This window comes from Lysobacter enzymogenes (genome assembly GCF_023617245.1).
Taxonomy (GTDB): domain Bacteria; phylum Pseudomonadota; class Gammaproteobacteria; order Xanthomonadales; family Xanthomonadaceae; genus Lysobacter; species Lysobacter yananisis.
Genome location: NZ_CP067396.1, coordinates 3,717,561 through 3,730,438 on the forward strand (window position 1 = coordinate 3,717,561; position 12,878 = coordinate 3,730,438).

A 12,878-nucleotide genomic window follows, 5' to 3' on the forward strand; every position below is an offset into this window, starting at 1 on the left:
TGCGGCGGGCGGCGGCGCGGCGATGCGAGCGGAAGGCGTCGGGCCTGAAGGCCCTCCCACAAAAGCCCCGGCGTCGGATGAAGGCGCTCGCACAAAAACCTGGGCAAGCGCGCGCTGTCGTGGCAGGGCCTTCAGCCCCGACGCGTTGCGCTGCGCTCGCGGCGCACCGCCGAACGCTCAACCCGCCTTCACCGCCGCGGCCGCCTCCGCCTTCATCAGCGTCTGCGCCTGATCGGCCCAGCGCACGTCGGCGCCGGCCGGCGGATACGTGCTCACCATCGTCCACGAGGTCTCGCCCGCGACCTGATCGGGGAAACTGCCCTGCCATTGCTGCGGCGTCAGCGGCAAGGCGTTGTCCAGCACCACGGTCAGGTTCGACAGCGCATGCCGCGCCAGCAGGTGCGGGAACCACTCCTTGTCGACATAGAACGACGTGCGGAAGCCGGTACCGACCGCGCAATAGTCGAACGTCGACGGCGGCAGCGACGGCACGTAGTCCCAATAGTTGTACACGCGGATGCTGAGGCTGGCGTCGATCTGGCTCGCGTACGCGCTGCCCCAGCTGTCCAGGCCGACCATCGGGCTGGCGAAATTGAGGTTGGACGCGGAAAACGGCCGCTCGCCCATCGGCCGGCTGACCGCCACATCCAGCGAGAACAGCTGGCTCAGCGCCGCGCCGAGGCTGTGGCCGGTGACGTAGAGCTGGGTCGGCTGGTATTTGTGCAGCAGCGCGAACAACTGCGCGCGCATCGATGCGGTCATGCCCTCGCCCTGGGTGTCGTAGATGCCGTAGAACCCCGACGACACCCACGGCGTCGGGCTGACGCTGCCCGCGGTCGGGACGAACGTGGTGGGAATGAAGTGCACGTCCTCCCAGGCGTCGAGATCCGAATCGGTGCCGCGGAAGGCGAAGATGCAGGTATCCGGTTGCGCCGAGGACTGGAACACCACGCCGAAGGATTCGATCGAGCCGCTGAGCAGCAGCGCGTCCCAGCCGGTCCAGTGGTCGACCATGACGTAGCCGGGCGGCGCGGTCACCGGTTGATCGGGATTCTGGTAGTAGTCGTACGCGGCGCGCGATGCGATCGCCAGCGCCAGGGTGAGATCGGTATCGAGGGTCGGGTTGCCGGCGTAAGCGCCGGCGTCGGGCAGCGTGGTTGCTGCGGCAAGGCTCGCGTTCATGGAATCGTTCCGTCCGGTCGGCTGAAGGCGGTGACGCGCGCCGGCCGTCCCCGCAATCCGGCGGGCGGCGCGCGATGCATCACGTCCTTTGTGACGGATTTCGCGGAACAGCGAGGGCTTGCTGTCCGCGCGGCATTTCTAAGTACGCCAAACGGCCGCGGCGGCGGACACGCCCGCGGACACGCCCGCGGCCGCGACCGCAACCACGCGCGCAAAAAAAAGCGGCCGCGCGTGGCGCGGCCGCTGGCCTGTCGGCGACAGGACCGGGAAAGCTCAGTGCGGCGCGTCCTCCAGCACGAGGTCGTCGAGCAGGAAGCTCGCGTTCTCGTGCCCGCTGGAATCGGTCGAGCCGATCAGCTGCACCCACACGCTCGCGGTCAGCGCCGGCGGCTGCACCAGCGCCGACACCGCGGTCCACTCGTCGCTGCCCGCGTTCAAGAACACATCGCTGAAAGAGGTGTCTTCATCGCCGGTGGCCGGCGTGCGGTCCTCCTTGAGCCAGCGCAGGCGCAAGCGCGCATTGGCCGGCAGCGGCGCGGTGCCGGCGACGTGGCGCACCCAGAAGCTCACGCGCTTGGCGCCGTTGTCGGCGAGGTAACCGGGATGGTTGGCCACGGTCGCGCCCCAGTAGCCGCCTTCGGCGACCACTTGCAGGCTGTGCGCGCCGGAATGGCCGACATCGGCGCGCTGCACCGCGCTGCCGTACCACGGCGTCCACAGGCCGATGGATTCTTCCAGGGTCGCGGTCGGCGCGTCGATCAGGTTGAACGGCGCGCCGTCGGTGGTGCTGCCGGCGTCCTGCAGGTACGGCGCGGCCTGCCAGGCGCTGAAGCCGATCGCCTCGCCGTAGCGCTTGGCGAAGCGCCAGGGGCCGTAGTAGTGGTTGTTGGCGAAGCGGTTGCCGTTGTGGAACATCACGTCGTCCTGCACCTGCTTCACCGTGTACGGCGACCAGGCGATGTTGTCCACGCCGGTGGCGTAGAGCGCCTGCGCGCCGCAATAGCTCGACAGTCCGCACGGCACCACGGCCGGATCGAAGTAGAACTCGTTGCCGGTCACTTCGATGTTCTGCGCGCGCCAGCGGCAATCGCGCTGCAGCGCGGCGTCGCTGCCGATGCCGGTGTAGCACGGGTGCTGGTCGCTGACCGGCGCCGGATAGACGCTGGGGTGCTGCGGGTCCGGCCGCGCGATCAGCGCCGGATGCACGAACGGGGTGCAGTACACCGAACTGGTGTTGCCGTTGGAGTTGCAGAAGCGGTTGGCGTTCTCGTAGATCGACACGCCGGAGAAGTTGTTCTCGAAGTAGTTGTCGTGGATCAGCAGCTTGTCCGAGCCGCTGACCGCCGACGGCAGGCGCGCGTCGCCGCCGGATTCGGACAGGTAGATCGCCGGCGCCGGCGAGCCGCGGTCGGCGTTGCCGGACACCCAGCCGTTGTTGATGAAGGTGTTGGCGCGGATGGTGGCGTTGTAGCTGATCTCGTACCACAGGCCGACGCCGTCGTTGTCGCGGACGAAGTTGTTCTCGAACAGGAAATCGATGTTGTTGGTGTCGGCCCACAGGCCGGTGCCGCGGTTGTGGTGGACGTAGTTGCCGCGCACCACCGCGCCGCGCACGTCCCAGAACTTGCCGCCGCCGGTGCAGCCGCAACGCATCGAGCTTTCCCAGTCGTCGGTGTTGTTGCCGGCGATCTCGTTGTCCTCGAGCACGATGTCGACGATGGCCGAGCGGCCCGGCACCGGGTTCTGCGCGCCCGGCGGCAGGCTCTGCAGCGGCGGGCGGTACATGCTGAAACCGTATTGGCCGTTGTTCTTCAGGCAGTTGCGCCGCACCCGGTTGCCGCTGCCGAGGAACACGCCGGCGCCGTCGTTGTCGACGATGGCGTTGTCCTCGACGATCCAGTTCGCGCCGGCGTCGTGGTTGACCACGCCCTGGTCGAAGTTGTCGCGGCCGCGGCCGAAGTTGCGGATGGTCAGGTGGCGGATCTGGACGTCGGCGACGTCGCCGGTGAAGGCGTAGAGGTTCTTGTTCTTGCCGTCCAGGATCGCGCCGGGCGCGCCGATGTAGCGGTTGCCGGGACGGGCGATGATCTGGTCGTAGATATGGTCGCCGAGGGTGTGCTCGCCCGGCGCGAACCAGAACGTGCCGTCGCGGGCGAAGTCGAAATCGCTGTTGTCGCCGGCCGGGACCACGAATGCCTGATCCGGTGCCTGCGCCGGTCCGGACGCGAGCGCGCCGGGTTCGCAATAGCGCGCGGTCGGATCGGCCGGCCACAACAAGCCGGCGTGGGCCTGGCCCGGCGCGCCGATGCGCGCGGGCGTCGGCACCGGCGCGGCGGCCGCTGCGGTCGAGGGCGCGGCCAGCGCGGCGGCGACGGCGAGCGCGGCCAGCCAGGCCGGACCCGGCACGGTCAGACGATGCAATGAGATGTTCAAGACGCGATTCCCCTGCTGTGGTGCGTGGCGGCGCGCGGCGCCGCGGCGAGGGCCGGGGACGCGCGATGGCGAGCGCTCCCCTGCTCCGCCCGCGGCCCCGACGGCGGCGCTGCGGCCGCGTGCGCGCATTGCAGCGGTCGGTGTCATGCGGCACCAGTGGAGGCTGTCACCTCGCGCGCGGGTTGTGATCGCCGTCGCGCCCGTCGCTGCCGGCGTCGCCGGGGCCGGCTTGACCGCGCTTGCGCATTCGCCTGCCCGCGACTGCGCAAGCCGCGCAATGCCGGGCGCGGGCACACGGCGCCGCGATCGCGGGACAACGCCGGCGCGGACGCGCCGCTAGCGTGTGTCCACCATCCGCCGCGATCAGGAGCGCGCCATGTCCGTCCCGCACCGCACCGTCTTGCGTACCACCCTCGTCCTCGCCTGCGCCGCCCTGCTCGGCGCCGCCGGCAGCGCCGCGGCCGCCGGCCCGGCCGACAACGTCGATGCCGCCAACGCCTCGCCCGCGCTGGCGGCGCAGAACATCCTGCACCGCCTGTGCGCGCGCCAGTTCGAGGTGGCCCAGCGCGTGGACATGGAATCCTTCCGCGACTACGACGCCGAGACCTTCCGCGCCGGCCACGACGAACGCGCGGTGACCGTGTTCGACAGCGGCGCGGTGCGCACCGGCATCGACGCGGTCATGACCGCGCTGGCCAGCCATTTCCGCGACCGCGAGGCCAAGTGGAGCTGGACCGAGCGCTATCGCGTGGTCGACGGCTGCCGCTCGGCCTACATCCTCTACGAAACCGTCTATGAGATTCCGCGCGTGGGCTATCGCCAGCGCGCGCTGACCGGGGTCACCTACACCCACGACGGCTTCAAGTGGCTGGCGGTGGCCGATCAGGGCACCAAGCTGCCCTGAGCGCGGCGCGCGGACCAAGAAAAAGGCGGCCGCGCGGCCGCCTTTTTCGTTGGCGCGCCGGGCGCCGGTTCAGATCGTCTTGCAGCAACGCACATAGGTCTGCACGTTGCGCGGGCCGGCGTTCTGGTTGTCGACCCAGGTGCGCCAGCCGTTGCTCAGCGGGATGTGCATGACCCAGATGTTGGGGACGCCCAGGCTGCCCTCGTGGAAGAAGTAGCCGCCGCCGGTGGCGCTGCGGTCGGACGGGCAGTAGGCGTCGACCGCGGTCCAGGTGTTGTACGGCGCGGGGGTCACGGCCGAGGTGTAGTTGGCGCAATCCAGCGGCGCGGCCAGGGCCGCGGGCATGGCGGCGGCGAGCACGGCGGCGAACGCATAGCGGATCGGGGCGGTACGCAAAGTGCGGCGATTCATGTTCAGCTCCTTGAGTGAGTGGGACCACACGGATACAGCCGGCGCGCCGCGGGACGGGCGCGCCGGCCCCGGAGGCCGCGCGCACGGCCGCAGCCATCCGCGCGCGGCCCGCGAGACGGGAAGCGCGAAGCGATCGAAGGTGGCGGGCGCGAGCCTGCGCCAGCGCGTTTCAGGCGCGGGCCGGGCCCGCGCGCAAGACGGATTCGTGCATAGGCAATCCTTCGCTGTCGATTCCTGGGGGCGCGGCGCGGAAGTGCGACGGCGGCGCGGCGACAAAGAAGTACAACGCGGGCCTGCGGCGGCGACGGACAGGCGGGGGCGTATCGCCCGCGATCCATCCATAAGCCCTGCAGGAGCGGCGCGAGCCGCGACCGCGGCCACGCAGCTATCGCGAAGGCTGCGATGCAATTGCATTGTCGCGGTCGCGGCTCGCGCCGCTCCTACAGGCGGTAGCCGCTGCGACGTCGGCCGTCGCGGTGCAACCGTCGCCGCGCCGCCGGTATCTCAGATAACGACTCCCGGCCAGGACCGACGCCATGCCCCGCATTCCCGCCCTGCTCGCCCTGCTGCTCGCCGCCGGCGCCGCGCCCGCCGGCGCCGCCGAGTGCCAGGACACCGCCGAGTACGCCGACGCCCGCGCGGTGATCGAGGACCTCGACCGCATCAACGCGCCCGGCGGCATCCAGGAAGCCTATGCCGCATCGATCGGCGGCATCCGCCAATGGATCAACGTGCGCGGCCAGGACCGCGACAACCCGATCCTGCTGTTCGTCCACGGCGGCCCGGCCTCGCCGCTGATCCCGACGCTGTGGCAGTTCCAGCGCCCGCTGGAGGAATACTTCACCGTGGTCAATTACGACCAGCGCGGCGCCGGCAAGACCTACACGCTGCAGGACCCGCAGGGCTACGCCGACACCATCCACATCGCGACCTATGTCGACGACGCCATCGAGGTCGCGCAGTACCTGCGCCAGCGCTACGGCAAGCGCAAGATCGTGCTGGCCGGCCACAGCTGGGGGACCATCGTCGGCATGCAAGCCGCGCTCAAGCGGCCGGACCTGTTCTACGCCTATGTCGGCATCGGCCAGGCGATCAAGGTGATGGAGAACGAGAAGCTCAGCTTCGACTACGGGATGCAGCAGGCGCTGGCCCGCGGCAACACCGCCGCGGTCGAAGAGATGAAGACCATCGCGCCCTACCCCGGCGACCAGCCGGTGACCCGCGAACGCATCATCACCGCGCGCAAGTGGTCGCAGCACTACGGCGGCCTGACCGCCTACCGCGACGAATCGCCGTACTTCTATCGCGCCGCGCGGCTATCGCCGGACTATGTGGACGATTGCGAACGCGCCGCGGTGGACGCGGGCAATGTGTTCACGCTCGGCCGGATCCTGCCGGAGTTCCTCGCCGTGGACATGAGCGGCGTGCGCGAATTCCCGATCCCGGTGGTGATGTTCATGGGCCGCCACGACTACACCACGCCGTCGCAGCCGACCGCGGCCTGGCTCGCGCGGGTGCGGGCGCCGTACAAGCGCGGCGTCTGGTTCGAACGCTCCTCGCACATGATGCAGTGGGAGGAGCCGGGCAAGCTGCTGACCAGCCTGCTGACGTACGTGCGGCCGTTGGCGGCGGATGCGCAACCGCGGACCGCCGCGAGGCCTGCGCCGCGACAGCGCTGAGCCGCCGCCGGCCATGTTCGAAGCGGCCGCCGGACACGCCGGCGGCCGCGCCCGCATCAGTTGCCGACGCAGGTGATCTCGCCGGTGTGCCACCACACCAAACCGTAACCGTCGTGGACGCGCGAGGTGACGACGAAGCCGCTCGGGCTCAGGCCCTGCGCCTCGCACTTCGCGGCCAGCGCGGCATACAGCTTGCCGTCGCCGTCGTTCTCGTCCGGGTACAGGGTGATGGTCTCGGTGTAGCGCACGCCGCCCTGGGCGACGGCGGCGCCGCTGATCAGCGAAGCGGCGGCGAGCGCGGAGAACACGGCGGTGCGGAGGGAAATGCGCATTGGTTTTACTCCATTGCAGGTGACGGATGCGGAAGCCGGCGAGGCCGGCGTGTGTGCCCGGGCGACAGTGGCGCGATCGGGCGCGATGGATTCCAGCACAGGAAAACGTCGCGGCGGGGCGCGACCAAAGTCGCAATCGCGGCTTCGTGCGCGCTCGATGCGCAAGCTCTCGCCGACGCGGCGCCCAGCACCGACGGCCTGCGAAAACGGTGAGCGTTCGGCAGCTACGAACGCATAGAAGATCCACTCGAATCTCAGGCGTCGCCGTCGGCGCCGCGACAATCCGATCAACGCAGACAACGCCTTGAGGCGCGCATAACGGGAAACGAACGAAATTCGTCCGAACGTCCGGCTCGGCGCTGCGATGCACGAATCGATACATGCCGCGGCGGCTGCCCCGCATGCTCGATACCCGTGCGGAACGTACCGCTTGCGCATCGTCATCGACGCGGCCTAATGCTCCGATCGAAACAATCGATCCGCTTTCTTACCGATCCTAGATGCGCATCGCATCGAAACCTTGCCGATCGGCGACGCGCGCGACGCAGAACGACTGCGACTGCGCGAACGGCGCGCGCGAGGTCGCCGCGACGCGTGGCAAAGGGTCGCTTCGCGAACGTTGGAATGCATCGGCGCGGCCCGGTCGGCCGCGCTCGCCGCAGGCACGCCCGCACGTCCACCCACACGCATGCCCGCGCCGCGGCGGCGCCCGGTCGACGCCGTGGCAGGCGGCAGCTTTGCGGCTACTTGGCCGGCGCCGCGGGCGCCTGCAGCTTCTCGTGCAACTCCGGAATCAGCATCGTCGCGGCGGAGCCGTACCAGCGGTGGTACTCGGCGACGAACTCGCCGTGCGCCACCGCCGGATCGCTGGCGACCAGCGCGCGCGCCTGCTCGACGTCGTCCACCGCCAGCACGAACAGGCCGCGCCAGCCGTCGGGGTCCTTGCCGAAGGGGCCGGCCAGGGCCAGCTTCCCGGCCTTGGCCAGCCGCTCCATGTTGGCGAAGTGGCCGGCGAACATCGCCTTGCGCTGTTCGCCGTCGGGCATCGGATTCGGTCCGGTCTTGAGGATCACCAGCACGTACTTGCGCATGCCCTGCGCATCGGCGCCGGTACGCGCGGCCAACGCGGGATCGTAGGCCGTCGCCGCGGTCTGCGGCGCGGGCTGGTCCGGTTTGGCGGCCGCTGCCGCAGCCGCCTGCGCCGCCGTCGCCGCGCCGGTCAGCGCCAACACCGCGCACGCCACCGCCGTCATCGTCTTCGTAGCCATTGCGCCGCTCCGTGTCCGTCCGCCGACAGGGTACGCCTTGGGCCGCGTGCGCATCCACACCGGCGCGGGCATGGACGGCCGGGTGACCGACGCGATCGCCCAGCGGGCGATCGATGAGCACATGTCGCCGAAATTCCGCGAAGGCGAGTTCGGTCGCTGCATCGAGGACGGCGCCAAGGCCGGAAAGTGGCGATGCGCAAGGCGCCGATGCAGGCCCGCGTGGGCCACGCGTAACGTTCGCGCACGCTGGCCTTACCCCGCCGGCGCGCCGGCGACGGCCCGCGCATTTGCCGCCGCGGCGCGGACGCGCGAGGGCGCCCCGGCCACCCCGCCCTTTGGTGCAATACCCAAGCCCGCCGAGCGGGTCCAGCATCGGCGGCGATGTTCGGACCGGCCCGGACTCCGCCGCGGCCGCGCACACACCCCGGGGAGGGAAACGCGCATGTTCCGCAGCACACTGAACTGGATCGGCGCCAGCGCCGCGAGCCTGGCCCTGGCCGCCGCCGGCGGCCTCGCCGCGCTCGCGCCGGGCGCCGCGCACGCGCTCGATTGCGGCGCCAACAACGGCTACACCTGCCAGGGCGCGGCCAGCCAATACGCCGGCGGCTTCAACCCGGGCGTCGGCAGCGGCGGCTTCGGCGGCGGCGACTGCGTCGCCACGCGCACGCCGGTGGTGTTCATCGCCGGCAACGGCGACAGCGCGATCAGCTTCGACATGCCGCCGGCCGCGGTGTCGGGTTACGCGACGCCGGCCCTGTCGGTCTACGACGAACTCAAGGCGCGCGGCTATAACGACTGCGAACTGTTCGGCATCACCTACCTCGACGCCGACGAGCGCGGCGCGCCGCAGTACAACTACCACCAGCCGGCCAAGTACCAGATCCTCAAGACTTTCATCGACAAGGTGAAGCTCTACACCGGCCGTGGCCAGGTCGACATCGTCGCCCATTCGCTGGGCTCGTCGATGGCGCTGGCGATGCTGCGCTACCATGGCTACCAGGCCAGCGTGCGCCGCTTCGTCAACATCGGCGGCGGCCTGCGCGGACTGCAGACCTGCCTGAGCACCGGCTACCAGTCGCCGTACGCGCCGACCTGCAACGCCGAGGCGTACGTGTTCCCGTACGACTACTACACCTTCGGCCTGTATCCGAGCACCGGCGTGGCCTTCTACGGCTACAACCGCTGGACCGGCAGCGGCAGCAACAGCCTGCGCGCGATGCCGGCGATGTATTCGTCCATCGCCTTCTACACCATCACCGCCGGGCGCTACGACCAGATCCAGTGCTTCACCACCAGCTACTCGGCCGGCTGCGCCGACAGCGCGCTGTTCGCGTCCGCAAGCAACCTCAAGGCGCAGGTCGACATCGGCTTCGGCTCGGCCGCCTACGCCTACGACTGGGACTGGAGCGACGGCAGTCCGTACAACATCGGCGGCGGCGACACCAGCAGCGGCGTCGGCCACTTCCGCTCCAAGACCAACGCCGGACGCATCGTCTACAACATGCTCGCGACCACCTGCACCACCGGTTGCGCGAACGGCTACGTCGGAGTCAACGGGCCGGCGGTCAATCGCTGAGCGCGGACGCGCCGCGCGTCCGCGGCACACTGCGGATCTGCGGCACCCGAGCATCGTTGCCGAAGCCCCTGCAGGAGCGGCGCGAGCCGCGACCGCGACAACGCAACTACGATGAAATCATCGACGTAGCTGCGTTGTCGCGGTCGCGGCTCGCGCCGCTCCTACCAAGGGTTGCCGGCTATCGCTCAGCGATCGACGTCGCGCTCGTGGCAGCTGAGCTTGGCGTACTTGCCCGGCGGCAGGCCGATGCCCAGGCGGTTCGCGGTCAGCGCTTCGGCGGGATCGTACTTGGGCTCGAACGAGCAGGCGTTGGCCTTGGCGAACGTCTCCATCGCCGCGGTGCTGCCGGCGACCCGCACCACCGCGCTGACGCCTTCGTCGACGCAGCAGCCGATGTACTGGGTCATGTATTCCTCTTCCACCATCACCAACGTCTGGCCCATGAACGGCGCCGGCTTCTTGAGCAGGCGGTAATCGGTGTAGTCGGCGCGCACGCTGGGCTTGAGTTCGAGGTAGCCGGCCTGGATGTAGGCCTGCAACGCCGGGCCGGACGGCGCGGCGCGCTCGCCCTTGGCGCGGTCGTAGCGCATCGCGTCGGTCAGGCCCTTCTCCAACGCGGCGTCGTCGGCCGCGAACGCGGCCAGGGGCAACAGGGCGCAGGCCAGCCAGGCCAGGGGAACGAGACGCTTCATCGTGCGGGATCTCCGTATCGCGAAAGGAACCGGCCGCAGCGGCCGGCGCGAAAGCCTAGCATCGCCGCGTCCGCACGCAGAATGTCGCGACTTGCCCTGTGGGACGGCGCAAGCCGCGGCCGCGACAACGCGACCGCGGCGATGCTTTCATCGCAAGCGAAGTGTCGCGGTCGCGGCTCGCGCCGCTCCTACAGGGATTCTTTGCCGATCCGGGCGGATCAGCCGCAGGCGCCGTCGGCCATCAGCGGCCGCACTTCGCATTCGATGTCCCAGCCCTCGCCGTGCACGGCCAGGAAGCGGCGGGTGTGGGCCAGCGCCTCGTCGAGGTCGGCGGCCTCCAACAGGGCGTAGCCGCCGATCACTTCCTTGCTCTCGGCGAACGGCCCGTCGGTGGCGGCGATGCGGCCGCCGCGCAGGCGCAGGCGCGCGCCCTGGGCGCTGGGCTGCAGGCCGGCGGTCTGGATCAGCACGCCCTCGCGGGTCATCTGCTCCATCAGCCGGCCCATGTCGGCCAGCAGTTGTTCGCTCGGCGGGCGGGCGGTGGTTTCGTCGATTCGGATCAGGGAAAGAAAGCGCATGGGCGACTCCGTCGTTGCGGCGATGGGCCGGCCGGCTGGCCGACCCTTGCCATGACGACGAACCTGCGGCGTCGGTTTCGACACGGCGCCGCGCCCGGGCTAACGCTGCTGCAAACGCAGCGCGTGCGCGGACGTGCCCAGGCTCGCGGCCGGGGCGCGCCGGTTCGCCGCCGGCGCCGGCCCGGCCTGCGCCGGAGCGACCCGTGCCGCGGCCACCGGCGAGGCCGCCGCCGCGAACCGGCCCATGCCCGGCAACGCCGCGGCCCAAGGCGCGCTCTGCTCGATCCGGCAGTCCAGCGAGCTGACCTGCGCCTGCGCGCAGCCGCTGCCGTAGAAGAACGCCAGCCCTTGATCGGATGCCGCCGCGACCACGTCGAGGCAACCGTCGCCGTTGAAATCGCCGTGATCGATCTGGCGCAAAGGCGACGAGAACTGCGGCAGCGTGCGCGAGCTGCCGTTCCATTGCGTGGCGGACAGGGCGCCGTCGCGCTGCAGGTTGTAGCCCAGCGCGACCAGCGAAGGATCGTTGAACGCATCGATCTGGCGGATCGCGACCAGGTCGCTGCGCCCGTCGCCGTCGAAGTCGTCCACCAGCATGCGCGACTTCGGCAGCTCCAGCGCAGGCACCGGCTGCGCCGCGGCGAAGCCGCCGCCGGCCTGCTGCGAATACACCACCGAGTACTCCTGCTGGGCGCTGACGATGGCCAGGTCCAGCCGGCGGTCGCCGTTGAAATCGCCGAGCGCCAGCTCCTTGGTCGGCCCGAGCGGGATCGCGTCGATCAGCAGCGCCGGCGCGGCGAACCCGCCCTGCGGCAGGTGCCGCATCCACAGCAGGCGGATCGCGGCGCTCGCGTAGGCGGTCTCGGTGTAGACGATGTCGCTGCGGCCGTCGCCGTCGTAGTCGCGCACGCTCTCGATGCGGGGGTTGGTCCGCGGCAACGGCGTCGTGCCGACTTCGCGGATCCCGCCGCGGCCGTCGCCGTACAGCGTGCGCAAGCGCCAGCATCCGTCCTGCGGCGGAACCGAGCATTGCGCGGTCGGACTCATGTCGATCCCGACGATGTCCTGGTGGCCGTCGTGATCCACGTCGACCCCGCTCCAGCCGTCCACGCCGCTGTCGGGCTGGAACGGCTGCGGCGGCTTGAAGCCGCCGCGGCCGTCGGACAGCAGCGCATTGGCCTCGTCCTGCGTATTGCCGCCCTGCCCCGCCGCCCAGCGCTGGGTGACCATGTCCAGCGCACCGTCGCCGTTGAGATCGACCAGCAACAGGCGCGTCGGCCGCGACAGGCTGTTCGGATAGCGCCACACCAGCGGCGGGAAACCCAGCCCGCCCTGCGCCTGCTGCAGGAACACCTGCAGGCTGTGATCCATGGTCGTGGCGACCACGTCGGCGCGGCCGTCGCCGTTGACGTCGCCGACCGCGACCGCACTGAAATCGCTGTAGCGGGTGGCGCTGCCGGGCAGGTTCGGCCGATAGCGCGCGGCTTCGGTCAACGCGTAGCCGCCGCTGGCCGAGGCGCCCGCGCCCTGGCTGCCTATCCCGGCCGGCGTCGATGTCGGTTGGCTGCGCGCGGGCGCCGGAGCGGCGCCTATCGCGACCGCCTCATGCGCCTGCGCTTCGCGCGGCGGCGCGACCGCCAGCGCCGCCGGCCCGCGCGCCCACGACCCGATCTCGATCGTCGCCGCGACCAGCGCGCCGAAACCCACGCCGATCCACCACTTCCAAGTCAGCCCATGCATCCGTGTTCCCCCTGAGGAATCGGGCGGGATCGTCGCCGGCTGCCCCCTGCCCACCCGATTCGGTGGGTATCGCAACGCCGGCC

The 12,878-nt window shown here is 70.5% G+C and carries 11 protein-coding genes and 1 pseudogene; 4 read left to right on the forward strand and 8 right to left on the reverse strand.

The window, feature by feature from the left end:
• Positions 1 to 177: 177 nt before the first annotated feature.
• Positions 178 to 1,182: a lipase family protein gene (locus JHW41_RS15120; RefSeq protein WP_250443049.1), complete on the reverse strand. Its 1,005-nt coding sequence runs from the start codon at positions 1,180 to 1,182 to the stop codon at positions 178 to 180.
• 273 nt (positions 1,183 to 1,455) lie between these two features.
• On the reverse strand, positions 1,456 to 3,615 hold the full coding sequence (locus JHW41_RS15125; protein WP_250443051.1) for a right-handed parallel beta-helix repeat-containing protein: 2,160 nt from the start codon (positions 3,613 to 3,615) through the stop codon (positions 1,456 to 1,458).
• Between the two features lie 376 nt (positions 3,616 to 3,991).
• Between JHW41_RS15125 and JHW41_RS15130 the strand changes: the two genes are divergently transcribed.
• Positions 3,992 to 4,519: a hypothetical protein gene (locus tag JHW41_RS15130; protein ID WP_250443054.1), complete on the forward strand. Its 528-nt coding sequence runs from the start codon at positions 3,992 to 3,994 to the stop codon at positions 4,517 to 4,519.
• 69 nt (positions 4,520 to 4,588) lie between these two features.
• Here JHW41_RS15130 and JHW41_RS15135 read toward each other — a convergent pair whose 3' ends face one another.
• Entirely contained in the window at positions 4,589 to 4,930 is a 342-nt protein-coding gene (locus JHW41_RS15135) for a hypothetical protein (protein WP_057947221.1), read from the reverse strand.
• Between the two features lie 536 nt (positions 4,931 to 5,466).
• On the opposite strand from JHW41_RS15135, the gene JHW41_RS15140 reads away from it, so the two are divergent.
• Positions 5,467 to 6,609 carry an alpha/beta fold hydrolase gene (locus JHW41_RS15140; RefSeq protein WP_250443057.1) on the forward strand — a complete coding sequence of 381 codons (1,143 nt, stop codon included), beginning with the start codon at positions 5,467 to 5,469 and terminating at the stop codon, positions 6,607 to 6,609.
• A 56-nt stretch (positions 6,610 to 6,665) separates the two neighbouring features.
• On the opposite strand, the gene JHW41_RS15145 is transcribed toward JHW41_RS15140, so the two are convergent.
• Both JHW41_RS15145 and JHW41_RS15150 read right to left on the reverse strand, forming a co-directional pair.
• Positions 6,666 to 6,941: a hypothetical protein gene (locus JHW41_RS15145; RefSeq protein ID WP_250443059.1), complete on the reverse strand. Its 276-nt coding sequence runs from the start codon at positions 6,939 to 6,941 to the stop codon at positions 6,666 to 6,668.
• 743 nt (positions 6,942 to 7,684) lie between these two features.
• On the reverse strand, positions 7,685 to 8,209 hold the full coding sequence (locus tag JHW41_RS15150; RefSeq protein WP_250443061.1) for a YciI family protein: 525 nt from the start codon (positions 8,207 to 8,209) through the stop codon (positions 7,685 to 7,687).
• A 70-nt stretch (positions 8,210 to 8,279) separates the two neighbouring features.
• Between JHW41_RS15150 and JHW41_RS27120 the strand changes: the two are divergent.
• Both JHW41_RS27120 and phaZ7 read left to right on the forward strand, forming a co-directional pair.
• Positions 8,280 to 8,330: pseudogene (locus tag JHW41_RS27120) on the forward strand (hypothetical protein); the annotation flags it as partial.
• 321 nt (positions 8,331 to 8,651) lie between these two features.
• Positions 8,652 to 9,785: an extracellular native short-chain-length polyhydroxyalkanoate depolymerase PhaZ7 gene (gene phaZ7, locus JHW41_RS15155; protein WP_078998308.1), complete on the forward strand. Its 1,134-nt coding sequence runs from the start codon at positions 8,652 to 8,654 to the stop codon at positions 9,783 to 9,785.
• Positions 9,786 to 9,970: 185 nt separating this feature from the next.
• Here phaZ7 and JHW41_RS15160 read toward each other — a convergent pair whose 3' ends face one another.
• From JHW41_RS15160 to JHW41_RS15170, 3 genes are all read right to left on the reverse strand, one after another.
• Positions 9,971 to 10,477, reverse strand: coding sequence for a hypothetical protein (locus tag JHW41_RS15160; protein ID WP_250443064.1), 507 nt, complete (start codon positions 10,475 to 10,477; stop codon positions 9,971 to 9,973).
• Between the two features lie 218 nt (positions 10,478 to 10,695).
• Entirely contained in the window at positions 10,696 to 11,055 is a 360-nt protein-coding gene (locus JHW41_RS15165; RefSeq protein WP_123647736.1) for a YciI family protein, read from the reverse strand.
• 99 nt (positions 11,056 to 11,154) lie between these two features.
• Positions 11,155 to 12,795, reverse strand: a complete 1,641-nt coding sequence (locus tag JHW41_RS15170; protein ID WP_250443067.1) for an FG-GAP repeat domain-containing protein — start codon at positions 12,793 to 12,795, stop codon at positions 11,155 to 11,157.
• Between the last annotated feature and the right edge of the window lie 83 nt (positions 12,796 to 12,878).

What these genes read in the sequence shown, in the direction of transcription:
- JHW41_RS15120 (WP_250443049.1), bottom strand. Translation starts at nt 1,182, where the DNA reads ATGAACGCGAGCCTTGCCGCAGCAACCACGCTGCCCGACGCCGGCGCT.
- JHW41_RS15130 (WP_250443054.1), top strand. Translation starts at nt 3,992, where the DNA reads ATGTCCGTCCCGCACCGCACCGTCTTGCGTACCACCCTCGTCCTCGCC.
- JHW41_RS15135 (WP_057947221.1), bottom strand. Translation starts at nt 4,930, where the DNA reads ATGAATCGCCGCACTTTGCGTACCGCCCCGATCCGCTATGCGTTCGCC.
- JHW41_RS15140 (WP_250443057.1), top strand. Translation starts at nt 5,467, where the DNA reads ATGCCCCGCATTCCCGCCCTGCTCGCCCTGCTGCTCGCCGCCGGCGCC.
- JHW41_RS15145 (WP_250443059.1), bottom strand. Translation starts at nt 6,941, where the DNA reads ATGCGCATTTCCCTCCGCACCGCCGTGTTCTCCGCGCTCGCCGCCGCT.
- JHW41_RS15150 (WP_250443061.1), bottom strand. Translation starts at nt 8,209, where the DNA reads ATGGCTACGAAGACGATGACGGCGGTGGCGTGCGCGGTGTTGGCGCTG.
- phaZ7 (WP_078998308.1), top strand. Translation starts at nt 8,652, where the DNA reads ATGTTCCGCAGCACACTGAACTGGATCGGCGCCAGCGCCGCGAGCCTG.
- JHW41_RS15160 (WP_250443064.1), bottom strand. Translation starts at nt 10,477, where the DNA reads ATGAAGCGTCTCGTTCCCCTGGCCTGGCTGGCCTGCGCCCTGTTGCCC.
- JHW41_RS15165 (WP_123647736.1), bottom strand. Translation starts at nt 11,055, where the DNA reads ATGCGCTTTCTTTCCCTGATCCGAATCGACGAAACCACCGCCCGCCCG.
- JHW41_RS15170 (WP_250443067.1), bottom strand. Translation starts at nt 12,795, where the DNA reads ATGCATGGGCTGACTTGGAAGTGGTGGATCGGCGTGGGTTTCGGCGCG.